Below are 26582 nucleotides of genomic sequence, written 5' to 3' on the forward strand. Positions count from 1 at the left end.
GGGTTGGTTAAGTTATTTGCTTATGGTTTCTTTTCCTCCGCCGGAACGGATATAGTGCGATCGGTTGCCTTCAGCGATTGAATCTCTTTATCAATCGCGGACTGTACATTTCGCAGCGCGGAATTGACATCCGCCTTACCGGTCGCGACTTCTTTGGCGGCATCTTCCAGCTTTTTGGTAGCCACGTCCTTGTCGAATTCACTCGGAATATGAAGCTTTCTGGGTAGCGCTTTGAACACATTCTCGATTTGCTTGCCTTTCAGGCTTTCCAGTTCAGTCCCGAATTCCTTCTCCAGCTGCGGATTATCGAGAACGGACATCCGTCCCGATTTGGCGATGATCCTTTGAACCTCCTCCGACAGCATATACGTCATCACCTGGAACGCCTGCTCCTTATGCGGACTCAGTTTGGAAAGCATCATTGAGTGGATGTCGATCTCTCTGCCCGTTCCGATAGCTTCCGGAAAATTCGGAAGAGGTGCCACATCCCAATTAAGCCCGGTTCCTTGCTGGCTCAGCTCCTGCAAAGGTCCGATTAAGCCCCCGAGCCAGTTCGGCAGCATCGCCAAATTCCGTTCCTGCAAGAAAGCTTTATTACCATAAGTATGACGGTCATTTTCTCCGATATACCCCGGAATTTCGTAAGATTCCTTCAGCAACTGAAACACCCTCACCCAAGGCTCGCTTTGCACAGCCGCATTTCCGGTTTGCGGATCAATCAAAGGCAACGACAGACCGCGTGCAATATTCGTCGGCCCGGTCAAATCGATACCGACATAATTTATCCCGCCTTCAGTTCGGGTCAGCTGTCTGGCCAGTCTTAACGTCTCCTCCCAGGTCATGACTTTGTTCGGATATTCCACGCCGAACTTATCGAAGATGTCCTTGTTATAAAAAAGAGCGGCCACATTAAGGGAAAACGGTAGTGCAATCAGTTCGTTATTGCTTGAATACAATTTGATCGAATCGGTAATTACCGGTTTAATCCGATTTAGGTCGAAATGGTTTTTTTTCACCAAATCGTCGAGCCCGTTCACGACGTTCAAGCCTTGCAGCCGAAAATACGACGGATTGCTCGTGAAAATGATGTCGGGAAACGAATTCGCAGCTAAAAGCTCCTCCGGTGTCGCGCCTTTCTCATCCACAATCAGTTTCAACGTAATGTTAGGATATTTTTTCTTGACCGGTTCTATAAAAAAGGTTTGGAATTCCGTCTCGGTTAAATTGAGCCCGGTCTTGTATACAGAGATTGTAAAGGGCTCCTCACCCTTGCCTTGGACCGTCTCCTCGTTTCCGCAGCCGAGCAATGAAAGGATAATCCCAGTAATAATAAGCAGTATACCAATTCGTTTGACCATGACTATGAAAAACACCTCCTTAATAATTGCGCCAGTATAGGCACAAGCACTCTACTTCTATGAAACAAATGGATCCTCTCCCTTCATTCCAATTCGAAACTTATTCTCCCTCTTGTGTTTCAGGTGGGTCCAGTCAACACATCTATTCCGCTAAATCATATTTGTATAGTAGGAAATAATTGACAAAACTATCATACATGAGCTATGGCAAAAGGGTAATATCACTTTGTAGTATTGGATTTGGCATTTTGTCTGCTGCATATAGAAATCCCATGTTATTAGTCGGATACATAAACAGTCCGACATCATAAGAAAATGACATTTTGTTTATTTCGTTTTTTTGTTGTACTTCTGACGTCTATCGGATTAACCTTAACGGGTACGCCAGCCCTATACTCGGATGGGGACAGACCATAATAATTATAAAAAGCTCGGGAAAACGAATACAGATCGAGGTACCCGCAAGAGAGCGATATTTCCGTAACGCTCAACCTTGTATTCTTGAGCATCCCGCTGGCTCTTTCCATACGAAGCTTCATCAAATATTGCATAGGGCTCATACCGAGCAGACGATTAAACTCATTGTAAAAATGCGAACGGTGCACGCCCGCTACCCTAACAGCCTCTGCTACCGTAATTCCTTCCGTAAAATGCGTGTTGATAAAATCAACGCTTTTTTTTAGCCATTCATTGGCATGCGCCTTCTCAGGTGAATTCACAGTGAGTGGAGTTAACATGTTGAAAATATTGTATAAAGTGACTTGCAGTCTAATCACCGCGTTATTTTCCTTTTCCGCAATAAGCTGAAACAATGTTTTGACCCACGTCAACAATTCCGGTGTCATGCGGTTCCGAAGATAGGGTCGTTCTTCTGAGACGTCGATATACTTCAACATGGGAGAAGCTTGGGTTCCGTTAAATGCCATCCAAAACATTCGCAATGGCGTATCGGGGTCATCTTCAACAATAGAATAGCTGTACTTTATATGGGGATGGAGACAAAAGATATCATTTTGTGTCAATTTGACGTATTCATTTCCGTGCGAAAGGAAAAGTGAGCCGCTGATAATAAAGTGGAGGGAATAACAATCAATTACCCGCGGTCCCACGATATAGTTCGATTTCGCCTTGTTTTGTCCTACCCGAAGCGGCCAAATCCCTCCCAGCTTTTCGAAATCCGATGGTGTGTAGCGATAGCTCTCCCTAAATTCTTGTAAGTACTCTTTCATACGCTCACCTCTCGCATTAATTCGTGCCCAAATATCTAGAGGGTAGTAAGAAACTAAAAAAGACGTAGCTCTCCTTAAAAAAGAAAGGAAAGCTGCGTCTCCGGAGTTCCGGTTGAACACAATATATGCTGTATGTATAAAAATGGTATCATGCTCTGTCGGAAGTGTCAATGCGTTCCACACGCTTCCTACGCTGTACCTCGTTCGATAAAGCTCATCGTCTGTTCGGCGACGCTTCGATCTTATTTTCTTTGTAGCTGCCACGCCACAGTCATAGCACCGAATAGAAATATTACTCCTATTCGGGCTTTCCTTTTATTCATCAAAGGTAAATCCCCCACTTTCATAATCCACTTTAGGAAACGTATTAAATGTCTGCTTCAGATCACAGAGCGATCAGGAATTTACTTTTCGATCCGATGGTCTGCCCTTTTTCAAAGCTAATATTTTATCTCTTGGAATGACACCGCAACGGTCAGCCCATTTGTCATATTCTTTGCTTAGCTCCGCTACTTTCCCGGGATGCACGCCGGCAAGATCATTCGTTTCCGTACGGTCTGTTTCCATATCATAAAGCTCCCATGCACCTGGATACTTTTTTACCAGCTTCCACTGGCCTAAGCGGACGGCGGCATTTCCTTCATGCTCCCAGAAGAGGGGACGGCTTGGCCACGTGTTCCCCTCTATGATGTTAATGAGGCTTTTCCCCTCCAAGGGTAAAATGGGTCTGCCTTTATATGTCGCCGGATAACTGGCGCCCGAAATTTCAAGTATCGTCGCCATAATATCCGTTAGCTGGCCCGGAGTATGCCTGATAGCGCCTGGATCGGTAATCGACTCAGGCCAATGCACAATCAGTGGAGTTGCGATCCCGCCTTCATGTACCCAATGCTTATACAGGCGGAACGGCGTATTCGACAAGTTCGCCCAGGCTACCCCATAGCTTTGATACGTATTTTCGGCTCCCGGCAGGATGTCGTTACGATTTCCAAAGGCTACAAGCTCGTTATTTTTGGTCCGTTCCCCCCGGCCGATCCCTCTCCGGATTCGAGCCTCGCCCGCCCCTGGTGCCAGTTCTTCTGCACAACCACCATTATCGGCAAGAAAGAAGATGATCGTATTCTCCCACTGGCCGGTCTCCTTTAATGTTTGCAAAATCGTGCCTATACCTTGATCCATCCGGTCGATTTGCGCAGCATAAACCTCCATTCGCCGAAGCTGCCATGCCTTATCCTCCACATCATCCCATTTGGGCTGTCCAGAATCTCGATCCGTCAGCTTCCACGATGAATCGATAAGGCCTTTTTCGATCATTCTCTCCAATCGCTCCTCCCGCAGCCGATCCCAGCCTTTCTCGAATCTTCCAGCATATTTCGCAATATCCTCCTCCCGCGCGTGAAGAGGCCAATGCGGCGCAGTATACGCTACGTATTGGAAAAAAGGCTGATCCGGATGCTCTTTTACATGCTCCTTAATGAACTGTGCCGCATGCCCGCTGATGGCATCTGTAATATAGTATTGATCGTCGCGCTCCGCTTCGTGTTCAATATTTTCATTATTTCGGGTAAGCGTGCCCGGATGAAAATAACTTGCTGCGCCGCCAAGTATCCCGTAAAAACGGTCGAATCCCCGCTGAATCGGCCATGTGTCGTTCACGGTTTTCGTATTTGTAGCGACGTGCCATTTGCCGCTCATATAAGTCCGATAGTTATTTTCTCTAAGAACCTCCGCAATTGTTACGCATTTTCCATTCAAATTGCCGGCGTAGCCTTCAGGTCCGTCATCGTTTACCAATATTCCGATCCCGGTCTGGTGGGGATGCAAGCCGGTGAGCAAAGAAGCTCGCGTCGGACTGCATCGGGCTGTATTATAAAATTGGGCAAACCGGATGCCGTTCTCCGCCAACGAGTTCAAATTCGGCGTATCGATTTCACCGCCATAGCATCCGATGTCCGAATACCCCATATCGTCATTTAATATTACAATTATATTCGGTTTAGTACTCATTCCTGTTTCCCTCCGATTTCAATGAATGGTATTTATGCCGCACGGACTGCTCATGAGATGGAAATAACATTATGTTGGGATTTGCTTATCATTATGTTGTATTTGTTTCTGATAAGAGTGGTTATTTTGCGAGGTCAGCACCTCATAACTGACATCCAGCCCGCGATATTGCGTTCCGACTTTTCTGGCCTGTGTAAAACACCGGCATATCGTATGATAAGCTTGAATAAAAAAGAGACGCCTCGCATGAGCAATACATCCCATGGAATGACGTCTCCGGCTGACTAGAAGATAATTCCTGTAAATTATTTAGTGTATGGAGACAGCTAATTAGAAATCTTGCTAAAAAAGGAAAGCACAACATGCCTCATTGCTTGCACTCCTTGACTTATCATCAAGCACCTGCCGGGGTTTCATTTTCGAATGCTTTGTCCCGCAGCAGACGCAGCTGCTCCTGTTGAAACCGATGCGCCCTCTCATCTTCCAGCTCCGGGGAACAAATGCGGCGAAGTTCGGTCTCGAGCTCAACCGCTTTTTCCGGATAATCCGCAAACACGTTATTCAGCTCATCCGGATCTTCACGCAAATGGTACAGCTGATGCGGCGCCTCGGCATTATAGATCAGCTTCCAGTCCCCTTTGCGAATCAAGAAAGCGCCGGATCTTGTACCGTGCCCATGGTATTCAGAGAACACCACGCGCTCAGGATCGCACTCCTTCACCGTCTGAAGCGGCTCGCCCGCCCAATGCGACGGCCGCTGAGCGCCTGCAGCGTGGAACAGGGACGCCTGGATATCATGCGAGTCAACCGGCGTTTCCACCCGTTTGCCTTTAGCAAAATCCGGCCCGGCCGCGATGCACGGAATGCGAACGGAATCTTCGTAAAGCGAGCATTTCCACCACATACCGAATTTTCCGAGCATGTCCCCGTGATCCGACGTGTAAATGACATTCGTGCTTTCCTTGAGTCCGCTCTCCTGCAGCGCGTCAAGCAGTCGGCCGAGCTGGTCGTCGATAAAGGCGACATTACCCAAATATCCTCTTCTCAGCCCCCGCACCTGTTCTTCCGTAAATAAATCTGTCTGGAAGTGCATTCGCAAATCGCGTGCATACGGATGGTTCGCACTTTCCTCCTCTTTGCCGTAACGGGGAAGATCTCCGCCCTGCGGGTACAAATCCCAATACTCCTGCGTGTTCCATTGCGGAAAGTGCGGATTCAGCAGGTTGATTGTCATCGTCCATGGCTGGTTTAAGGTCGGAGCCACCTCCCGCAGCCAATTCAATGCTTCATTGATAACCTTTAAATCACCATCAAACGCGTCTTCTTTTACGCCGTAGCCGTCCGCCCTCTGTGCTGCATCCTTTCGGATCGCAAGTGGCCTGCGGCTGAAATTCGTATCGCCGGGTTTTTTATGCTCCTTCCGGTGATGGATTTCTGTAAATCCGAGCCGTTTGGCCGCCTCGTACACATGGATTTTACCGAAATGCGCGGTGTATATACCCTGGTCATGCAGCACCTTGCCGTAGGACGGGAAATCAGTACGCAGCCCGACATTGCAGTTGCTGTACACCTGCAGCTCGTGCACCCGCCGGCCCGACATGAAAGCAGAACGGCTCGGTGTGCAGAGCGGCGAAGGGCAATACGCATTCTCATACACGGTACCCTCGGCGGCCAGACGCTCCATGCTCGGTGTTCGAAGGAAGCTGTGGCCGTACACGGCGGAGTAGAACGGATTGTGCTCGTCAGATATTAAAACGATACTGTTACTCATTCGGTGTTCCTCCTTTGATCAAACGTCTAATTTCGGGCTTCCAGCTCCGATACGCGGCGCTGGCCGCTCATCTTCTCCTCAGCAGTGAGGATCACCGCAGGCGCCTCACCTGCTTCGGCCATGCGTCGCAACAGGCGCTCCCGCAATATTTCGGTGGTCTGCCGGTGCGACTGGAAACCGATCAGGTTCGTCAGTTCGTACGGATCGGCCTGCAGATCGTATAGGAACTCCTCTGCATAAGTATCGGATGAAGCTTTATTGCGGTCATGCTGCTGTGAAGATACCGAATATTTCCACCGCTGTGTACGGATCGCGCGTCCGGTTTGTGCTTCGCTGATTTGCACGAACACATCGTCCGGCCAGTCGGCCGTCTCCCGGCGCAGCAACGGCAGGATGGAGCGTCCCTGCATCGATTCCGGAACCGGAATACCCGCGGCATCGAGCAGCGTCGGCGGCAAATCGATCAGGCTGACCAGCTCCCGGATTTGTCCTCTGCTCGTAAAGCCCGGTCCGGTCAAAGCAGTTGGAACTCGGATGGAGCTTTCATGGCAGGAACGCTTGTACTCGCCGTTACGCGTCTTGAAATGGTTGCCATGGTCAGAGGTAAACAAGATGATCGTATCATCCGTCAGCGAAAGGCTCTTTACGGCGTCAAACACGCGTCCGAGCGCTTCATCGAGACGCTTCACCATTCCATAATAACCGTCCAGATGCTGCGCGCTCGTTCCTCTAAGCGCCGCCAAATCCGGCGGCGTCCATCTGCCGGTATAGGTGTTCGCATATACGTCCGGGGAGGGATAGTCGTCCCGGTGGTTTTGATGGTGCGGCTCTAGATACGATACAAACAGGAAAAAGGGTTCATCCTGACGCTTATTGATATAACGAATCGCCGCATCTGTCAGCGCGTCCACCCGGTAGCCGGGCAGCTTCACCAGCTCGTTATCGTTATTGTACACAATGGTATCATACGCATCCGATGTCCTTTCGAGCGCATTCGATGCCAGCCAATATTCATATCCGCCCCGCTTCGATTCGGTCACCGGATTTTCACCCGCCAAATGCCATTTCCCGATATACCCGGTCGTGTATCCGGCTTCGCGGAAATAATGGGCAATTGTCTTGGAGCTCTCTGGCAGCGGAATTGAATTACGGAAGCAGCCTGTTGTCGTAGGATACAGTCCGGTTTGCAGCACTGATCGTGCAGGACCACACACCGGCTGGCAGGTGAATGAATGATACAAATGAGTGCCGCCCGCCGCCATACGGTCGAAATTCGGAGTGAGCCCCAGCGGATTGCCGTGCACTCCTGTCGTATCCCAGCGCTGCTGATCGGTAAAAAAGACAATGACGTTCGGTTGTGAATTTCGTTTGGCCATGACCCTTTCACTCTCCTCTAGTCCGTTTATGAACGCTTCTAACCATTATTGTACGAACCGTTCGGTGTCGATCATTACACCGTTTCTATTGAAAATTATGCGTTATGCGTCTTTTGCACATCGAAAACCGAGATTGCCTGTCGAGCTGTCCGGCGTGTTGGAACTACGCGCAGCGACGCGGTAACGATTGCAGTACGATTTGTGGCACAAATACGATCCGCCCCGCATCACACGGTTCGTGCCGCTCCTAGGTCCCTGCGGATTTTTCGTTACGCCGATGGCTGCCGGATTTGGACTAAACCAGTCGGCACACCACTCCCATACATTACCTACTGTATTATAGAGACCGTAACCGTTCGGCGGAAAAGATAGCGCCGGCGCCGTAGCGATATAGCCGTCACTCGCATTATTCTTATCGGGGAATTTTCCCTGCCAAATATTGCAAAGGTGCTTACCGTCCGGCTTCAGCAAATCGCCCCACGGATACCGCTTTTGCACCAATCCGCCCCGGGCCGCATACTCCCATTCCGCTTCCGTCGGCAGCCGTTTGCCGGCCCATTTGCAGTATGCAGCCGCATCGTTCCAGGAAGCATGGATCACCGGATGATCCAGCCTGTCGCGGATCGAGGAGCCTTCACCCTCCGGCTGACGCCAGTTCGCCCCTTGGACGGCGAGCCACCAGGGCACGCCGGGGACATTCTTCGTATCCGTCTTGCGAACGGGATCCTCAACAAATAAATGAAACACGAAGGACCACCCGAACCGTTCCGCTTCGGTAATATATCCGGTATCCCCAACAAAATCCGCGAATTCCGAGTTGGTCACGGTCGTTCGGTCGATATAAAAAGGGGAAAGCTCCACTTCTCGAACCGGTCCTTCCCCATCGGCAGGAAAGCCTTCCGCATCGTCGGTCCCCATAAGGAACGTGCCGCCCTGCAGGAAAATCATTCCGCTGGCGGTCTCCATCCCAACCTCGTTGTCGAAATCGCATTCCTTGCGTCCGATTGCTCCGGAACCCGGCGCCCCGTCAGTGTACGGAGCCGTGTTCCCCCCGCTTACGCTTTCGGCTGTCACAGGGGCGAACGCCACCTCTTCACGGCTTTGCCGGCTTATGGAGCAGCAGGACGGTTTTTTAATAGGATTCATTGCTGTCCCTCCTTTGCACCCGCGATCTCCCTCTGCGTCTCGAATACGGGATCATTGCCGCCCGGATCTTCCGGGTTCCACACCTCATGCCAATCCGGTCCGACCTTCTTGCCCCACTTTGCGATAAATGCTTGATCCTCATGACGCCGTAAAGAAGAAGCGATCAGCGCATCCGGATCCCAGTCTTGCAACGCAAGGCCTTTGAGTTTCTGAACGAGCCCAAGGTATTCATCGCTTTCCGCCAGGTTGGTCGTTTCATGGGGATCGGTACGGAGATCGAACAGCTGTACCGGCAGATAGTTATGGTAATAAATAAGCTTATTGTCTCCCTGCCGGACCATCCGAATCGCGGAATCCTGCGGCGTCAGCAGTTCACTGTACACCGGAGGCATGTTCTCCCATACGGTGCCTTCAATCCCCCGGCCATACAACAGTGGGGACAAATCGTTCCCGGCCAGAAAAGATGGCACCGGCGATTGTGTTGCTTGAAGGAACGTCGGCGCCAGATCGATCAAACTGACCGGCGTATCCACCTTGGCGCCCCGGACGATGCCGCCCGGTCCGCCATGACGCAGCGGATGCCATATCATAGGTATACGCAGCGCGCCGTCGTAGAAGCTTCGCTTCCAGAACATGCCCTTGTCCCCGGCCATTTCCCCGTGATCGGACACATATACGATCCACGTATCTCCCGGCAGTGCCTCTGCCGCCTTGACGATTCGCCCGACCAGTTCGTCAAGCCGGTTTACAAGGCCGATATAGTTCGCCCTTGCTTCTGTGAGCTGCTCCGGCGTAATTTGCTCCGCTTTTAACCGACTAAACCAATTCTCATGCCACGGATGGCGAGGCAAGCTGTCCAGAGTGATCGGCGCATCGCCGTCCGCCATTGCCCGAACTGCCTGTTCGTAATTCACCTGCGGGCTGATGAACGGATGATGCGGACCGTACAGCCCAACGGTGATGAACAGCGGCTGATCTGTGCCGGAACCATCTCGGGACGCGGCAAACCGCTCAAACGACTGCGTCACCTGCTCGTCATATTGCTGCACCGGGCTGCTTCCCGGACCTGCCGTCTCGATTGAGCGCAGCCCTTGACCGGACGTCCCTTTCAAGGCACCATACTTTGTGGAAGGCCCGCCCAAATACGTCGGAGTAATATCGCCGACAAGTCTGTGCTTATACCCATGCCGCTGGTCCGGCCCGACAAAGTGCATCCGGCCGCACAGCACCGTCTCGTAACCGCCCAGCGCAAGTCCATGCACAAAGGTCGGTATGTCCGACGCCAGATGATCGCTGTTGCCGAACACGCCGGTCTGGTGCGGATAACGTCCCGTTAGCATGGACATGCGGGAAGGCACGCATAACGGCGAATTGCAATAGGCTTGTGTGAACTGAACGCCGCCTTCAGCCAGCCGGTCCAAATTCGGCGTGAGAACCACTCGGTTGCCCGCGCAGCCCATAAAATCTCCCCGGTGCTGGTCCGATACGATAAATACGATATTCGGCTTACCATTAGAATTCATTGAACTCATCGAATGTGCTCCTCTCCGTCCCTTGCAGTTATTTCAACGCTTTATAATCATCGCCAGTGTAATCCTTCTTCGGATCCCAGTTCGGAAACTTGAAATCATCCGGGCTAACATTTCCTCCGGACGCCTTCACTTTGTTTATAGCCTCCTCAAGTCCTTTGTTCAGCTTATCGTTATATGCTTTTAACAAGCCAGCCGCATCCTTTTGCGTCCCGGACAGCACGGACTGCAAAATATCGTTGAATCCCGGCTTCACCTTTGGCTGGTCGAGCGTTCCCAGTTCGACGACGACCTTGGCGGTTTGCGCATTTTTTACCGCATAATCTGGCCTTACCCTCAATAAATCTTTATGAAGCTGCATAAACGTATTGAACTCGGGATACGGATACAGCGATTTATTGTTATTAATGCTCTCGATTGGCGTTAGTGCGACTCCGCTTTTCAGGTAGCGCTCGTAGAATATCGGGGCGGTAAACCCGTTTTCAAGGAAAATGCCGACTTCCTTCGGATGCTTCGTCTTCGATGAAATCATATATCCCGACGGATTAACCGGAACGTAGTAGTAGGTCGGCTTGCTGCCGTCCGGCGTCGGCACCTGGGCGAGACCAAATTTTGCATCCGGCGTATCCCGTTTGACGATCCACATCCGGGCACGGCCGTCAATCAAGAACGCCGCCTTCCCCTGCCCGAACATGATGCCCGCTTCCGCTCCTTTCAGCGTAAAGGATGAAGGCAGGATGCTACCGTCCTGCTTCAGGTTGAGCAGAAGATTGAATGAATCCAGCGTCGCCTTGGAATCATAGGCATACTTGCCTGTCTTATAGTTGAAGCCGCCGGCTGCTTCCGGAGAAGCTCCAGCCGCCAAGGCGTTCACGAAGTTGACGACACCCGAGTTGCCCCCGGATTCCCCGCCACCAAACACGACACCAAACACATCGCCTTTTCCTTTAGCCGTGACCGTCCGCGCCATTTCTATCAGCTCATCCCATGTCTTCGGCGGCTTCTCCGGATCAAGGCCGGTTTGTTTCAACACGTCCTTGTTATAATATAGAATCGAACCGAGCTGCGGACCCGTAAGCGGCCAGCTGTACGTCTTGCCGTCGATCACGTTGACGCCTTCCACAAAGCTCCCCTCGAAAAACCGGCTTTTCCAGCTATCCGATACGAGACCATCAAATGGAAGCACATGTCCGTTGGCGACAAACGTACGTATATCCGAGCTCGATGGCGTCTGGTAAATATCCGGCAAATCGTTTGAGGCAATCGCGGCCTGAATCGCCGTATTGTATTCCGCTGCAGGCATATATCTTGCTTCCACGCGGATTTGCCCTTTGTACTTTTCATTAAATTCGTTGACCATTTGCTGTCCGGGACTCTCCTCACCTTTTAGGAAGTCGCTTAAGCCCCAAACGGTAAGGACCGCTTCTTTGCCGTCACCGGCAGTTTGGCTACCTAGATCCGAAGTATCCGAGCAGCCTGCCGTTACCAGCAGTGCTGCGCCAATAGTTCCGGCCACTGCTGATTTCCAGTAATTCTTTTTCATATTGCTCACTCCTTGTTTGTCCTTCGCTTTGATGTTAAGATTTCACGGCGCCAGCGACGCCCTCGATAAAATATTTTTGCAGCAGCAGAAATACGATCAGAATCGGAATGAGAGAAATACTGGCCGCAGCCGCCATCCCTGTCCAATCCAGCGTATTCTCTCCTACGAATTGAAACATACCGACCCCGAGCGTACGCAACTTCGGTTTGCCGAGCGTAAATACGAGTGGCATCAAAAATGCGTTCCAAGTAAACATAAACTGCATGATTGCTGTCGTTGCAATGATCGGTTTGGAAAGCGGCAGCATAATCTGCGCGAAGGTTCGAATAAATCCGCTCCCGTCCACCTCCGCCGATTCCCCCAGTTCTTTAGGTAAACCGCGGAAATAGGCCACGAACAACAATATAAATAAGACGTGCGCACCCCCGGCCTCCGCCAAAATAACACCCCACAGCGTATTGTTGAGCCCAAGCTGATTGACCAGTGTATAAATTGGAATGATCGTATAGCCCTTCGGCATGAACATCGTTGCGGTGATCGCCGAAATAAAGAGCAGCCTGCCTTTGAAGTGATATCTTCCCACTGCATAGCCCGCCATGGAGCATACGACGATGACAATGGCGACAACGGCGACCGTAACGATCACGGTATTCCAGAAGTAAACGGAAAAATGCGCCGTCTCCCAGGCCCGTTTGTAATTTGCGAATTGGAATTGCTCCGGCCACAGCGAAATGCCCGAGCTGATATATTCTTTGTTCGTTTTAAAGGCAGCCATGATCATCCAAATAAAAGGATAAATCCAGACAACCCCAAGTCCGGTCAGCAGCAAATGAACGAGCAGCACGAACGGCGAGCGTTTTTTGATTTTTTTGGTCGACATAGCTCTCCCCTTCCCTAAACTTTCCCGCCTTTACGTCCCCCGGTCATCTTCACTAGCAGTCCCAGCACGAGCGAAATCGCCATGACGACGATACCGTACAAGACGCCTGCAGCGGATGCGAAGCCGACCCTCGCCTCCCCTTTGCCGGAAAACGCATAGCGGTATATATACACGTCGACCATGTCCGTCTTGAACGCCGGTCCTCCGTCCGTCATTGCCTTGACAAGATCAAATACATGTAGTGCATTGACAGCGGACATCAGCAAAATGACGCTTCCGACCGGCAATAGCAACGGGACAGTAATGTACCGGAGCATCTGAAGCGGACCCGCACCGTCGATTTTCGCCGCTTCAAATATCTCCTTCGGAAGAGACTGGATACCGGCCAGCCAATAGACCATCTTCATCCCGAAGCTTTTCCATATGCCAACGATCACGACGACCAAAAACGCCGTATCGATCGAGCCGAGCCAATCGACGGGTTCGCTTAGTATCCCGCCCCGGATAAGCACCTCGTTTACGAGCCCTTTATAGGCGCCGAAAACGAAACGCATGACCAGGCCCACAACGGCCGTCGTCGTCACGACAGGCAAGAAATAGAGCATTCGGTAAAACGCCTTTCCTTTCAGCCAATCGGCATTCAACAGCAATGCCATCAGCAGCGCGAGAGGCACCTGTATCAAAACGACGTACACCATAAATGTCAAGCTGTTGCGGAACGCGTTCCAAAAAATCGGATCATAAAGTGTCTCTTTGAAGTTTGCTAAGCCTGCATAGTCCTGCAGCGGCCCGAATCCGCTCCAATGGAAAAATGCGTACACATAACTCATGATGATCGGATACAACGTAAAGAGTAAAAATAAAGCAAGCTGCGGTGCAATGAACAGTAGGCACCATAACTGTTTTCGTGTACGATAATCCACACGCTCCCGCTTCCCGCGCATTCCCTTTTTTTCCGCTGCGTAAACCATAAGATGTCTCCTTCCCTACGAGCAAGTCAAAAAAAAAAGACGCAGCTCCTCTATGGGAAGCGCGTCTCCGGAGGTCCGGTCAACTGCACTTTTTTTAAAGTCGTTAATTCCAGTATGTTTAGTTGGAAATTAGTATAAACGGATGTTAGCACCACTGGAGAATGTTTGTCAACCTCTTTTTTATAAAATTTACCCAAAAGCAATCCCATTACATCGGACATCACGTTATTTACTACTGGTATTTAACTCAATCGTTCTCCGGTATCGAAATGAAAAAACAACGCCTCGGATACATTTGGAGTAACATATACTAAATCATCTTCAACATACTGAATCTCAGGGCTAGCTCGGATGGTAAGTAACTGTTCCTGACCGATGTCCAAATGCAGGTAGCGGTCTGCCCCCATCAGCTCGTTGTACTTATGAAAACCTGGAATTCCTGCGATTTCAGCTGCTTTCCCCAATTCCATATTCTCCGGCCGTATTCCTAGTGTTACGATACGGTTCACCATTTTGTTTTTGATCAGCATATTCGATGCAATTTCAGGAATATTTAGAGAAAAACGTGGGGTGTGAAATTCGAGCTTTCCGGGTATATTCTCCAGAACGCGGCCCTTAATGAAGTTCATTGGTGGCGACCCGATAAAGCTGGCTACAAAAGTATTGTTCGGTTTGGAGTAGATACTTTCTGGCGTATCAGCTTGTTGAATTACCCCCTCCTTCATGACCACAATACGATCCCCCATCGTCATGGCTTCAACTTGATCATGGGTAACATAAACAATCGTCGTTTTAAGTGACTTATGAAGCTTAATGATCTCAGTACGCATTTGCATGCGAAGCTTCGCATCAAGATTGGATAGAGGTTCATCCATCAGGAAAACTTGCGGATTACGGACGATAGCGCGTCCCAAAGCCACACGTTGTCTTTGTCCCCCGGAAAGCTGTCTCGGTTTTCGGTCCAAAAAAGGCTCTATTTCCAAAATGCGCGCAGCCCTCTTCACTGCAAGATCAATCTCATGTTTCGGCAACTTACGTAATCGAAGACCGAAAGCGATATTCTCGTAAACGTTCAAATTGGGATATAGCGCATAATTTTGGAATACCATGGCGATATCCCGGTCCTTTGGCGGTAAATCGTTGACTAGCGTATCCCCGATATAAATCTCACCCTCGGTCACGTCCTCAAGGCCTGCAATCATCCGTAGCATTGTAGATTTTCCGCATCCAGATGGGCCTACAAGCACGAGAAATTCCTTGTCTTTTATTTCAAGATGGAAATCCTTCACGACCGTATGCTTGTTCTTGGCATATCTCTTATACAGATGATTAATCTCTATTGTGGCCATCCCGTACCACCTCCTAACGTTCTCTAAGCTGCTGTTTGTTAATAATCCAGAGAAACTTGCTGGTTTCTCACGAAACACCAGCGTTCAAACCATTTTTTCATCTTGAAGTGATCTTTATTTGTTGATTGCCGCTTCGATTTGTTTGTTAGCCAGCTCCTCTGCTTCCCGCAGCGCAGAGTTAATGTCTGCTTCTCCTTTAATCACTTTGTTCATAGCCGTTGCGATCTGGTTTTTAGCAATATCGGAATATTTATCGCTAAATCGAGGTTTTGCGGGAATGATCTGAAAAATAGCGGCAACATGCTTTCCTTGCAGCGTTTGGAGTCCAGAGCCAAAGCTTTCTTTGTATTTCGGGTCTTTCAAGCCCGACTGCCTTCCTCGCCGGGTCTTCTCCAATTGGGTCGCATCCTCCGATACAACTTCGATCACTTTGAATGCCGCCTCTTTATGTTTGCTGGTGGACGTAATTGATAATGTATGGACGTCCGTTTCGCTGCCCGTTTGGGGAGCTTCCGGGAAAGTGGGATAGGAAACCATGTCCCAGTTCAGCGGGACACCCTGTTTATGCAAATCTTCCAGCTCACCGAGCCTTGCTCCGAGCTGCGGCATCATCGCCAGGTTGCGGTCTTTCATAAACGCCGTAATGTTGTTGCCTGGCTGGTTGCCCTGAATATCCCAAACAGCTTTATTCGCCGCGAACACCCGGAGCCAGCCTTCGGAAGTCAGCGTAGCTTTTCTCGTATTCGGATCGTAAGCCCCAATCGATAACTGTCCCGCCATTCGATCCACATCGGCGGGGTGAAGACCGTAATAAGGCTGGCCGTTTTCCGATCGGGTCACTTTTCGGGCAAGACTAGTCACCTCGTCCCAGGTCATGCCGTCCACGGGATAAGCTTCGCCGAACTTATCGAAAATATCTTTATTGTAGTACAGCACGGAGAAGTTGACGGAGAATGGAATTCCGTACAACTTGTTCGGATCTCCGCCGTTCGTTCGGATGGCATCGATCGTGTACGATTCGAACCTACTCAGATCGAATCGCGTCGAACGAACCAGTTCCGTCAAGTCTTCGACGGCTTTCAATTCCTTGATCTCCCGTAGCGTTCCGGGATTGGCGAACAATAAATCCGGCAGATTGCCGCCGGACAGAAGACTTTCCGGCGATGCATCCTGCGTCGAACGGACCAATTCTACCGTAATGTACGGATATTTTTTTTGAACCGGTTCTGCGATCAAAGCTCGAAACTCTTCATCGCTTATGTTCGCACCCCTCTGGTACAACGTTAATTTGACCGGTTCAGGTACCTCCTTAACCGTTTCAACTGAACTGGTAGACTTATCCGTTCTTTCGCTGCATCCTGAAACGATCAAAGTAGTCAAGACGGTCGTGACGATCAAAACTTTAGTAACCATAAACCGATGCCCCCATTTTATATTAAATAATCCAAAATGAACCTTAAATCATATTAATCATATTATTTTAGTTGGTTTAATTCAGAATAAAGAATTTGACGATAGAAGTACATATCATATCGTCTTGTATTTTTTATCATTTCGTTTAGTACATTTTTCTCTGGGAATGGCACTGTCTGAAGAGGACAGCGGCTTTCAGATATGCTCTGAAGAGCGGACGTCATAGCCGCGTGTCCTGAACGACTTTTTCCTTTCATGGGTAAAATTCGTCTGCCGGTTAATGGAGCCGGTTATAAGGCGTTCGAAGGTTGTATCTTTGACAGTCACTTCAGTTAACTCTCCTTGAACAGGAAATAATCTGAATGGAGTTCGAGTTCCATCAAATCAGCGTTGTACCCGTTTGCTCTTTGAGCTTCACCTCGTAGACCGGCTTTCGTAATCCGCTAAGAAATTGTTCAATTGCAGTCAGGTGTTCCTGAACGACAGAACATAAATGTTCTTCATAGGCCACGTTCTGCGTTTCATCCGGGTCGTTTTTCATGTCGTACAATACGTAGCGGTACTCGGGCTCTTCATTTGTATACTGTATGAGCTTCCAGTTCTCGGAACGCGCCATCACCTGCTGAGGCACACTATCTACGCTCTTCAATCCCTGTATGCTGAAGGTGAACTTCTTCGCTCTACGAGCTTCCTTTCCGTCCTCTCTACTGACAATGGAGTCGGATAAGTCTGCACCGGATAGGTGATCAGGCAGGTGTTCTAGCGCTCCCGCCAAGCCGGCAAGGGTTGGAAACAAATCTACATGGTTGATCAGCATGTCGTTGACTTCACCTTCCGGAACGATACCCGGCATCCGGATAATAAGGGGAACACGAGAAGAGGAATCGTACATCTGGTTTTTAAGCCACAGACCTTTTTCACCTGCCATATCACCGTGATCGGAGAAGTAAACAACTACCGTGTTCTCTTTAAGACCAAGCTCGTCAAGCGTATCCAACAGACGGTTCACATTGCTGTCCATCCAGCTGATGCTCCCGTAATATCGCGCCCGCGCCAGTCTGTGCATTTTCTCCGTATTTTGAAACCACCCGGCCTTCTCCGCCATTTTATAAACCACCGCGTTGCTCTCGAGCTCACCGGGAACGGTTTCCGGCAGGTCAATCTGTTCAGGATCATACATATAGTAGTATTTTTCTGGCGTGTTCCAATACCAATGCGGCTGAACGAACGATACGTGCAGGAAAAACTTATCTGACCGATGCGTCTTCAAGTATTGAATCGCTTCTTCCAGCATAATGACATCGTTTTCTAACGATTCATCGTTGACGACTTTGCCTTGTAACCGCGAGGGCTGTTTTCCGCCGTTACGAATGTCCGTTATCGAATCGAAAATAAGCTTGTCGTCCGGATCGAATATGGGCGGATTCAATGCTTTTCGCGTCTTGATTTCCTGTGGAATGTGCTCCGTACTATAGCGATAATCGTAGCCGTATTCGTAGGACTCATGGTTGGTGTGCATTTTCCCGATACATGCCGTCGTATAGCCATGCTGCTTAAAATGATGCGCCCAAGTCCGGTTTCGTTTATCAAACACGTGCGAGTTACTGAGCTGCCCATGCTCCAACGGATACTGTCCGGTGATAAAGCTTTGCCGAGTCGGGGCGCAGATCGGATACGCGCAGTAAGCCTTCGTAAACAGCGTTCCCTCGCTGGCGAGCCGGTCTAATCCCGGCGTTCGGATGATGGGGTGGTTCGTGCAGCCCATGATTTTGGCATTATGCTCATCTGATGTAATAACCAAAATGTTCCACCCTTTTTGTTTCGCTGTACTGGCCATTTCTGTGACTCCTCCCTTAGTACCGCATATAATATATGTTTTCCGCAACCCGCTCAATAATCGGAGTATTTACAATGGTGTTTTCTATCCTGTGATCCTCGCAATATTGCTTTTCCTCCAAAATACCCATATCGATAATAACAATGTCTATTTTCCTTCGTAAAAGCTGATTCGTTTCATTAATCATATTAGTCCCTTCTTCTGGCCCCATGACCCGGTTCTGGTTGCAGGCGAGCATTTCCGAATTTTCGTAACGAGCCAACTGGACTAAGTGTGGAAGTGCCCGCCCATAATCAACGGGTGACGCCTCCATCACACGTACGTGGTTCCCAGTTCTTCCAATGCGGCCTATGGATAAGCAGGAACGCTTATGATCATGTTAAGCCATGGTCAGACTCCTCTCCTGTTGAAACAAATAAACTAAATCTACTTGAAGAGCTCCCGAACCGCAAGTTCCTTATCCTTGGCAAAAGCTTCCCATGCCCGCAAAAACTTTTCCACATATTCTGGCTCGTTGCATATCTCATTAAGTTGTATACCGTTTTCACCTTGAAGCGCCCATCGGCATTCGCGGATGTACTGCTCCCCTCTTTCACTCGGTCCTCGTTCGTCCATAGTATGGAATTGGATATTGCCGTACTTCGCACCAGTCCTGATTCCTTGGCCATCCACAGCGAGGAAATTATTTTCCCGGATCGCGTTTTCCGGCCCCCATCTCTCTTCATAACGAATCGCTTCGTTTTTCAGTCGAGCTATGACCCACTCCGGTTCCTTCCCGGTGCCAATAAGGTTGTGAAGCTCCTGCGGGTCGTTCTCCAAATCGTATAGCTGTTCGGTTCCTTTATTATAAAAATAAACATACTTATACTGTCGTTCCCGTACCATCACCCAGCGGTTCTTCCCTTCACCGAAACTACTAGTTTGTAGTTCTCGATTGCGTCGAGGGTGGAGGGCAAAGAGCGATTCACCGGGAAGCTCATAAGGTGAGTCAGGATACGCCAAGCCGCACGCATCCAAACACGTGGGCATTATATCCAACAAATCGACAAACGCCTCCGAACTGGTCCCGGCTTTTACTTTTTCCGGATAGCGGACAATGAACGGGATGCGCACGGAGCCGTCATAGGGGAGCGATTTTTGAAAAAAACCTTTATCATACAACATATCTCCGTGATCTGATGCAAAAATAACGAGCGTGTTATCAAGAATTTGTTTCGCTTCCAAGTAATCGAGCAGTCGTCCAATATGAAAATCCACGTGCGTGACGGAAGCATAATAGGCTTCTCGGATTTCCCGAATGTTTTCCGGGTTCTCATCATCCCCATACCAGACACTCCCAGGCTCCTCAAACGGATAGCTGCGCGTTACTGGAGAAGGCTGAGGAATCTCTCGGTCCCGGTAAAGTTCGCGATACTCGTTAGGCACGGCCCACGGCGGATGAGGATGGATCCATGAACAGAACAGAAAGAATGGTTCCTCTCCGTTTTGTTCCAACCAATCCATCGCTCTGTCCGCTACCCATCGGTTCGGATGATGCGCTTCTTCCATCTGCGGTTGCTGGGGAATATGGTACAAATTTGCTCTGATCCCGTGAATGTTCTGAATTGTCCCTAGACCTTGCTCTGCCAAGTAAGAAGCGTACTGATCGTCTTGACGACGTTTTGGGATTTCTTCCATTAGAATCAACTCATTGTACCCATGATGCATCCGGCTCGGACGAAAGTGCATTTTGCCGATGGCTGCGGTTCTGTAATCATTTTCAGAAAAAATACGGGCGACGGTCGGCATACTGTAGTCTTTAATAGGACGGCTTTTGTCGTTCGTGAAATAGCCGTGGGCCCTTCCCGGGAGTCCGGTCAGCAGATCGTGCCGGGCCGGCATGCACACGGGATTGGAGCTGTGTGCATGCGTATACAGGCATCCCTGAGCAACCAGACGATCCAGATTCGGCGTCTCCATATGGCGGTTCCCTGCTGCCTGAATCGTATCGAATCGCTGCTGATCGGTGAATAGAATGAGCACATTTGTACGCTTCTCAGCTTGCTTTTCTACCGGATTGCTCATACCCGCACCTCCTCCCGGTTAGGTTCCCGACCATCATCCGGTCTGCCTGATCTTATCGAGTGAGCATAATCGGACAGCTTTACAGTATGTCCAGTCACCCGAGAGTGCTCTGCGGCAAAAGCGATCATATGGCTTTGGGCTGATACTGCTGCACCAGATTTGCTTATCAAATTACCGGTACGAATTTGGGTCAAGAAATCGCGCATGATCAGAAAATCACCGCCTCCGTGTCCTCCTTCAACCTTTTCCGGAAAGATCGTTTCTTGTTTGCCGTTATAGTAGTTTAAGGTGATTTCGTTTTTCTTTCGATAACCACGGATTTCACCCAAAGTCCCCATAAGCTTGAACGACCTGGTTCCCTCGCTGGCAAAACCGGTCATCGTGAACGAGACGGTAACATCATTCTCGAACAGCAAATTCACCACTTGGTGATCCACGACGTCATTGTCGCAGTGAAATACGCATCGTCCGTACGGACCTTCCTGAATCGCCTTCAACCGAGCCTCTAAGGACGGCTGTAGACTAACCGCATTGTACCAGCCCCCCTGCTTTGTATGGTAATAATTCCTAATAGCCGAATACGGGCAGGTCGTTTCAACTGCGCAGCCATCCGTACACCGTTCCTTCGAACCGACGGGTGCGTTTTCTTTGCGAAAGTATGTCAGTTTACCGAAGGAAGATACGGAGATACAGCTGGAACCGATTAGCCACTGCAGTAGATCCAAGTCATGGCAGCTTTTTTGTAAAATCATCGGGCTCGATTCCCCGGCGTTCCTCCAATTCCCCCGGACAAAGCTTGTAACATAATGCTCATAATAGACGTGTTCCGCCCACTGAATCGAGATTAGCTCGCCAATGACTTTGGAATCGAGCAGCCGTTTCAATTCATGATAATACGGATTGTAACGCATCGTGTGACATACGCTCAGAATGCGGCCGCTCTGTTCCGCTTTGTCCGCAAGACTCAGCGTCTCCAACGGGTCGTGTGACATCGGCTTCTCAAGCAAAATGTGATAACCGATGTCCAAGGCGAGCATTGCCGGCGCATAATGCTCCCGGTCCATCGTGCATATGAGCAGTGCTTCACACAGTTTAGGCTGTGCCAGCAGTTCCTTCCATGAGGCGAACTGTCGTTCCGGCGGAATGCCGTGCTGCTTAGCGAACAGCTCGCGTTTTTCTGTATCAGGCTCCGCAACCGCTATAAACTCAATCTCGTGCGGTCGCTGCAAAGCGTAGGTGCCGTAGGCGTTCCTTCCCCTTTTGCCGGCTCCTACTAAGGCCGCTTGAATTTTCCGATTCATAGGTCTCCTCCTGACTCTGTAAGTAGATGACTGCTGAATATGTAAACCGAATATTCTATCGATCGCTGTTGTCCTCAGATTCATTTCATTTTACACGGGGTTTGCGGTTGAAATCCGGGGACAAAAGCTGAACTATGCTTATTCAGAACGATTCCGCCCACACTGCTACTAATTCATGGATTATAAGATCCATATAATCGACGCCCTTGCTTCGGCGTAAAGCATCCGAACTCAAGGGCCGTCGATCTGTTTCAATTCCGATTTTTAATTTCCCACCATGATTCCCTGACCGTTCAGCGAGACATACACTTTGCCATTTTCGCCTCCACTGATATCCATAGGAAATCCGGTATACGTCGTCTTTATAGGTGCCCGTGTAAATGATTCCGTTGGCTTCATCGAGGGCGATCAGGTTACCCGTGGAGCGTGGATGCAGGCTCGGTAGCGATCCGTCCGTGTTGCTGCCGACGAACTTCACCGCAGTGCTGCGGATCTCCCACGACTTAAAGCCACCGGCGTCCAAACCCGCTCCTTTGAACGTTAGAACAGCATAAGCGGAATGGGCACCGTACCCAAGACTCCAAGTGAATACGATAACAAAGGAAAGCAGCGTCATTCTCCATTTTCTCATGGTTATGCCCTTCAAATTTTCGAAGCTTATTTAAGCACCTGATATACGCGGCATCCAAAGCGGCTCCTTGCCGAGCTCAGCCCAAATATACCGCATCATCAACTCTTGCTTGACTTCTAAATGTTCGGGATCGTCCCATAGGTTATGCACCTCGCCGGGGTCCTTCCACAAATCAAATAGCTCTCCGTAGGTACGATTAAAATATACCGTCAGTTTGTAACGCTCATTCACGTAGGTTCGCAAGTTCATTACAGTCGGCTCCTGATGGTTCTCGCAAATGACATGGTCTCTCAAGGCTGCTTGCTTTCCATTCCAGACAGACGACTGATCTATTCCCGTCATCCTCCGGGGAACGGATAGTCCGGCGATCGACAGAAAGGTTGGAGCCAAGTCTACCAGCGATTGCAGCGAATCCGACGTGGCGCCAGCCGGTACCCTGCCCGGATACCGGACGATGAAAGGGACCCGAAGCAAATCTTCATAGTGGAACGGTCCCTTCGATGTCAATCCGTGGTGTCCATACACATGCCCATGATCGGAGGTGAAGACGACCACCGTATTTTCGGCTAGCCCCAGCTCCTCCAACCGATCGAGGATACGGCCTATGTATTTGTCCATCAGGCTGATCATCCCGTAATATACGGCGATGTCCTTTCGTAGCTTCTCCGGGTCATGCACATGAGTACGGTGTCCGGCACTGAAAAATCCTGATTCCCGATAAGCCCCGAAATCAGGCTGTTTCTGTTGGGTTAAGGCAAAATGCGGCGGATTACGGTCATGCTCTCCTGGATACAATCCCGGAACGTTAACTGCCTGCGGGTCATACATCCTATCCCACGGCTCCGGAGCCAAATATTTTGGATGCGGATCGAAAAAGCTGGCCCAGAGGAAAAACGTCTCCCCCTCCGACTTATACTGCTCAAGCAATGCGTTCGTCCGTTCTGCAATCCAGGCATTATAGTGATATCGTTCCGGAATTGGCCATTGATGCCGGGCTTCGGCATCCATCGTCCCGGTCGGCGCTACGAAATAATCCCGCCAGTTCGCGCAACCCTGCTCCTCCAACCAGAGGACGTAATGCTGCCCTACGGCTGCTTCATTCGTATGCCCGCGCGACAGCTCAACCTGCTGAAAGCCGTAATAAACTTCACTAAACGACCGCCAAAACTCATAATCGTGTACCTTGGCTCGCGATTCCAGAGAAGGAAATTCCTCCGTCTGTCCCAGCGGTTGAAAATGCGCCTTGCCGACGAGTGCAGTCCTGTAGCCGGCGTCCAGAAGCTCCCCGCCTACCGTTAGGCTATCCTCCGGCAGCTTCGTCCCTAGTGTCCAGGCTCCGTGCTGGCTTGGATACTGTCCGGTGATAATAGAGCTGCGTGTTGGCGTACACGTCGGGTTCGGGCAGTATGCGCGCGTGAAGGTCATTCCTTCCCGCACGAGCCGATCTAGGTTCGGTGTCCGCAGCTCCGGGTTGAAAGCGCCGATCGTACTGTAATGCTGTTGATCACTCGTAATCAGCAAAAAATTCGGTCTACTCAATTCGTGGTACTCCTTCCTTTGAACTTATTGTCAGCCCTTAACCGATCCAAGCAGCACCCGTGATCGACCGACGTTAGTGTCGTCCTGAATCAGCATTTGACGTAAAAATACTTGCAGCGGCCAGAGACTGCTCGATTAGAATCGTATTGAACTTTTGGTTCAAATACTGGATCGTAGGATGGTTGTTATTCGGCCATCCGCCGCCATTTGGAAAAAAGAAGCCTGGAACAACGTTGAATGTTCCGAGGCCTCCAGACGGCTGGTCAGCTATACAAGATTCAATATTGCATTATTCCAATAAAAATTACCGGAATTAATATGCTTATCTTATATGACTTTCCATACCAATGTGAATATCATGTTGTCGGTTTCTTTTGTCATTTAGTCGACTCAACGCCGATCCGCTATATAGCGGGTTGGCGACTTACCGTAGTACTTACAGAAAGCTCGGGAGAAGGCAAATAAATCGGGATACCCAAGCGATAATGAAATTTCCGTAACACTCAGCTTGTGATCGAAAAGAAGCTCCAGTGCCCGATTCATCCGCAGCTTGGTCAAGTAATGCTGCGGGCTAAGTCCAAGCAGACGGATGCATTCATTGTAAACATGCGAGCGATGCACCCCGGCTACTTCCACAACATCAGCAACTGTAATCCCTTCCATATAGTGTGTATCCATATACTGTACCGCTCGTTTAAGCCAGTCAACGCTCCCGAAAGTGCTCAAAGAGCTGGAAGGCTGTTCAGAAAGGTGCGCAAATAATTGATAGAGCAGCGAGACCAGCTCCAATTCGCCGGCGTTTTTCTTCTTCTCGCGCAGCAAATTATGAATGCGCACGATCACCGGCTCGTGCTCGTAGGATTGGATAGATCTTAGGTAGGGCAGCTCCGGAGTAAGCCCTAGCCGCTTAAGGACAGACTGAGCCTGCCCTCCATCAAAAGCGAGCCAATACATGCGAAGATCGGAATCGGATGCTGAAGCATTCACATGATAACTGTATCGCTGGTGTGGAAATAAGCAGAACAAATCGCCTTTGGACAACGTTACTGTATCATTGCCATACAGGATGGTGGCGGACCCGCTGATGATAAAGTGAAGTGAATAACACTCAATCATTCTGGGGCCAACCTGATAATCCGCCTTCGCTTTGTTTCGACCGGCGCGAATTATCCATAATCCGCCTGTTTTTTCGAAATCACTTGGCGTATGAAATAAATACTCGGCAAATTCATGACTGTATTCCTTCATCGGCTCTTCTCCCACTATGTCGATGAATGGTAATGTAGAAACAAGACGCCGTCCCCATCAATGACGGCTGACAATACCCTATCAGTCAGAAGAAAGTCAGGCGTGTTCCAAATATTGTCGAGAGTGTAATCCCTCCCCTGCTTCAGGGACAGCTTATCTAGAGTAAACCGAACTGACTTTTTTTCCTGATGACGGTTAAAAATGCCGATCCAGCCATCGTCCGGGCTTATTCTATGAGATACCGCCCACACCTCGACTCCGTCTTCTGCGTAAACTCTGGCTCCCATAACGCCGTTTTGATTGCACGCTAGCATGCCACGGTTAGTAATCAACTCGTAAGAAAATTCATCGGAGCTTAACAGATCGCCGCCCATAAATAACGGAGACGCAGCAAGAGCACGTATCGTGATGAACGTATATTTCTGATGGATGCTCAGTCCGTCCATTCGTTCGAATCCTTTGCCGCTAAGTTCCTTCTCGGGTGAGGTCTCCGCTTGTTCTCCGGGTCTTCTCGGCTTCCAAAGTTGCAGATGACCGAACGGGATCATATCCAAGTCAAGCCAGAAGCCTTCCTTCCGATAATCGTTATAAGCATGCCAGGCGTTGAACGCTTTATCCAGGTCGGACCGGTTATCCCAAATGTCCTTTGTCGTTCGCAGCATATTCGCCTGCTGATACACGTTCATATGGACGGGGTTCGTTTGCCCTCCTGGCGACAGGCTGAGCACGATATCTCTGCCGGATGAAGCAATCGCAGTAACTAATGCCTTAATCTCCTGCGGATGCCCCGTTATATCATCGGCTTTGATGAAATCAACACCCCAAGCGGCCAGCATATGAATGAGCGAATCATAGAACGATTGCGCTCCAGGTTTGCTCATATCGACACCGTAGTTATAATGGCACCACGAGCACGTGTCGTCTATATTGGCAATATCCGCTGCATGTACGTTGGTTCCGTATATCGCTACATTCCGTTCAACCGCTTTTCTTGGAATGCCGCGCATAAGATGGATGCCGAACTTGAGACCAAGCTCATGCACTCGATCGATCAGCGGCTGCAAGCCGTTAGGGAAATACACCTTCGACGGCTGGTATCTGCCATATTCGTCGATATGAACATCGTCCGCATGGCGAACCTTCGGGTAATACGATCCCGTCTCCAGCTCGTATTCAGCAAACCAGCCGTTATCCACGACAAAATATTCATAGCCCGAAGGCTTCAGCCTTTTTTCCATCGCTTCGGCATTCGCCAGCAGTACCGTCTCCGATGCCGCACATCCGTAGCTATCGAAGCTGTTCCAGCCGAGGGGTGGCTTGAGAGTCAAACGAAGCGGCGATGTGATGTCATTTGCGGCTTGATCATCCGCTTGCATGAAAGAAGACATCC

The 26582-nt window shown here is 49.8% G+C and carries 20 protein-coding genes; all 20 read right to left on the reverse strand.

The window, feature by feature from the left end; all coding sequences use genetic code 11:
• Window positions 1–20 precede the first annotated feature (20 nt).
• The 20 genes from ACFQ88_RS06250 to ACFQ88_RS06345 all read right to left on the reverse strand — a co-directional run bounded on the left by ACFQ88_RS06250 (window position 21) and on the right by ACFQ88_RS06345 (window position 26580).
• Entirely contained in the window at window positions 21–1358 is a 1338-nt protein-coding gene (locus ACFQ88_RS06250) for an ABC transporter substrate-binding protein (protein WP_379452977.1), read from the reverse strand.
• Window positions 1359–1663: 305 nt separating this feature from the next.
• On the reverse strand, window positions 1664–2587 hold the full coding sequence (locus ACFQ88_RS06255) for an AraC family transcriptional regulator (protein ID WP_379452979.1): 924 nt from the start codon (window positions 2585–2587) through the stop codon (window positions 1664–1666).
• Between the two features lie 396 nt (window positions 2588–2983).
• Window positions 2984–4594 (reverse strand): arylsulfatase, encoded by a 1611-nt coding sequence (locus tag ACFQ88_RS06260; protein ID WP_379452981.1) that lies wholly within the window; start codon window positions 4592–4594, stop codon window positions 2984–2986.
• A gap of 394 nt (window positions 4595–4988) precedes the next feature.
• A complete protein-coding gene (locus tag ACFQ88_RS06265) occupies window positions 4989–6365 on the reverse strand; it encodes a sulfatase family protein (protein WP_379452983.1) in 1377 nt (458 codons plus the stop codon).
• A 26-nt stretch (window positions 6366–6391) separates the two neighbouring features.
• Window positions 6392–7741 carry a sulfatase family protein gene (locus ACFQ88_RS06270; RefSeq protein WP_379452985.1) on the reverse strand — a complete coding sequence of 450 codons (1350 nt, stop codon included), beginning with the start codon at window positions 7739–7741 and terminating at the stop codon, window positions 6392–6394.
• 102 nt (window positions 7742–7843) lie between these two features.
• Complete coding sequence (locus tag ACFQ88_RS06275) at window positions 7844–8887, reverse strand: formylglycine-generating enzyme family protein (protein ID WP_379452988.1); 1044 nt, start codon at window positions 8885–8887, stop codon at window positions 7844–7846.
• Complete coding sequence (locus ACFQ88_RS06280; protein WP_379452990.1) at window positions 8884–10419, reverse strand: sulfatase-like hydrolase/transferase; 1536 nt, start codon at window positions 10417–10419, stop codon at window positions 8884–8886. The genes ACFQ88_RS06275 and ACFQ88_RS06280 overlap by 4 nt, the downstream gene beginning before the upstream one ends.
• A 28-nt stretch (window positions 10420–10447) precedes the next feature.
• Window positions 10448–11959 carry an ABC transporter substrate-binding protein gene (locus tag ACFQ88_RS06285; RefSeq protein ID WP_379452992.1) on the reverse strand — a complete coding sequence of 504 codons (1512 nt, stop codon included), beginning with the start codon at window positions 11957–11959 and terminating at the stop codon, window positions 10448–10450.
• A gap of 34 nt (window positions 11960–11993) precedes the next feature.
• A complete protein-coding gene (locus ACFQ88_RS06290) occupies window positions 11994–12839 on the reverse strand; it encodes a carbohydrate ABC transporter permease (protein ID WP_379452995.1) in 846 nt (281 codons plus the stop codon).
• Window positions 12840–12853: 14 nt separating this feature from the next.
• Window positions 12854–13810, reverse strand: a complete 957-nt coding sequence (locus ACFQ88_RS06295) for a carbohydrate ABC transporter permease (protein WP_379452997.1) — start codon at window positions 13808–13810, stop codon at window positions 12854–12856.
• Window positions 13811–14052: 242 nt separating this feature from the next.
• Window positions 14053–15159, reverse strand: coding sequence for an ABC transporter ATP-binding protein (locus ACFQ88_RS06300; protein ID WP_379452999.1), 1107 nt, complete (start codon window positions 15157–15159; stop codon window positions 14053–14055).
• A gap of 114 nt (window positions 15160–15273) precedes the next feature.
• Window positions 15274–16572, reverse strand: a complete 1299-nt coding sequence (locus ACFQ88_RS06305; protein ID WP_379453001.1) for an ABC transporter substrate-binding protein — start codon at window positions 16570–16572, stop codon at window positions 15274–15276.
• 195 nt (window positions 16573–16767) lie between these two features.
• Window positions 16768–16899 (reverse strand): hypothetical protein, encoded by a 132-nt coding sequence (locus ACFQ88_RS06310; protein WP_379453003.1) that lies wholly within the window; start codon window positions 16897–16899, stop codon window positions 16768–16770.
• A 52-nt stretch (window positions 16900–16951) separates the two neighbouring features.
• Window positions 16952–18409, reverse strand: a complete 1458-nt coding sequence (locus ACFQ88_RS06315; protein ID WP_379453005.1) for a sulfatase-like hydrolase/transferase — start codon at window positions 18407–18409, stop codon at window positions 16952–16954.
• A 426-nt stretch (window positions 18410–18835) separates the two neighbouring features.
• A complete protein-coding gene (locus ACFQ88_RS06320) occupies window positions 18836–20473 on the reverse strand; it encodes a sulfatase family protein (RefSeq protein ID WP_379453008.1) in 1638 nt (545 codons plus the stop codon).
• Entirely contained in the window at window positions 20470–21774 is a 1305-nt protein-coding gene (locus tag ACFQ88_RS06325; RefSeq protein ID WP_379453010.1) for a Gfo/Idh/MocA family protein, read from the reverse strand. Before ACFQ88_RS06325 ends, ACFQ88_RS06320 begins: the two co-directional genes overlap by 4 nt.
• A gap of 142 nt (window positions 21775–21916) precedes the next feature.
• A complete protein-coding gene (locus ACFQ88_RS06330; protein ID WP_379453012.1) occupies window positions 21917–22405 on the reverse strand; it encodes a hypothetical protein in 489 nt (162 codons plus the stop codon).
• A 30-nt stretch (window positions 22406–22435) separates the two neighbouring features.
• Window positions 22436–23944 (reverse strand): sulfatase family protein, encoded by a 1509-nt coding sequence (locus tag ACFQ88_RS06335; protein WP_379453014.1) that lies wholly within the window; start codon window positions 23942–23944, stop codon window positions 22436–22438.
• A 390-nt stretch (window positions 23945–24334) separates the two neighbouring features.
• Window positions 24335–25192 carry an AraC family transcriptional regulator gene (locus tag ACFQ88_RS06340; protein ID WP_379453016.1) on the reverse strand — a complete coding sequence of 286 codons (858 nt, stop codon included), beginning with the start codon at window positions 25190–25192 and terminating at the stop codon, window positions 24335–24337.
• Between the two features lie 14 nt (window positions 25193–25206).
• On the reverse strand, window positions 25207–26580 hold the full coding sequence (locus ACFQ88_RS06345) for a glycoside hydrolase family 27 protein (RefSeq protein WP_379453018.1): 1374 nt from the start codon (window positions 26578–26580) through the stop codon (window positions 25207–25209).
• Window positions 26581–26582 lie beyond the last annotated feature (2 nt).

Source organism: Paenibacillus sp. NPDC056579 (assembly GCF_042793215.1).
Taxonomy (GTDB): Bacteria; Bacillota; Bacilli; order Paenibacillales; family NBRC-103111; genus Paenibacillus_S.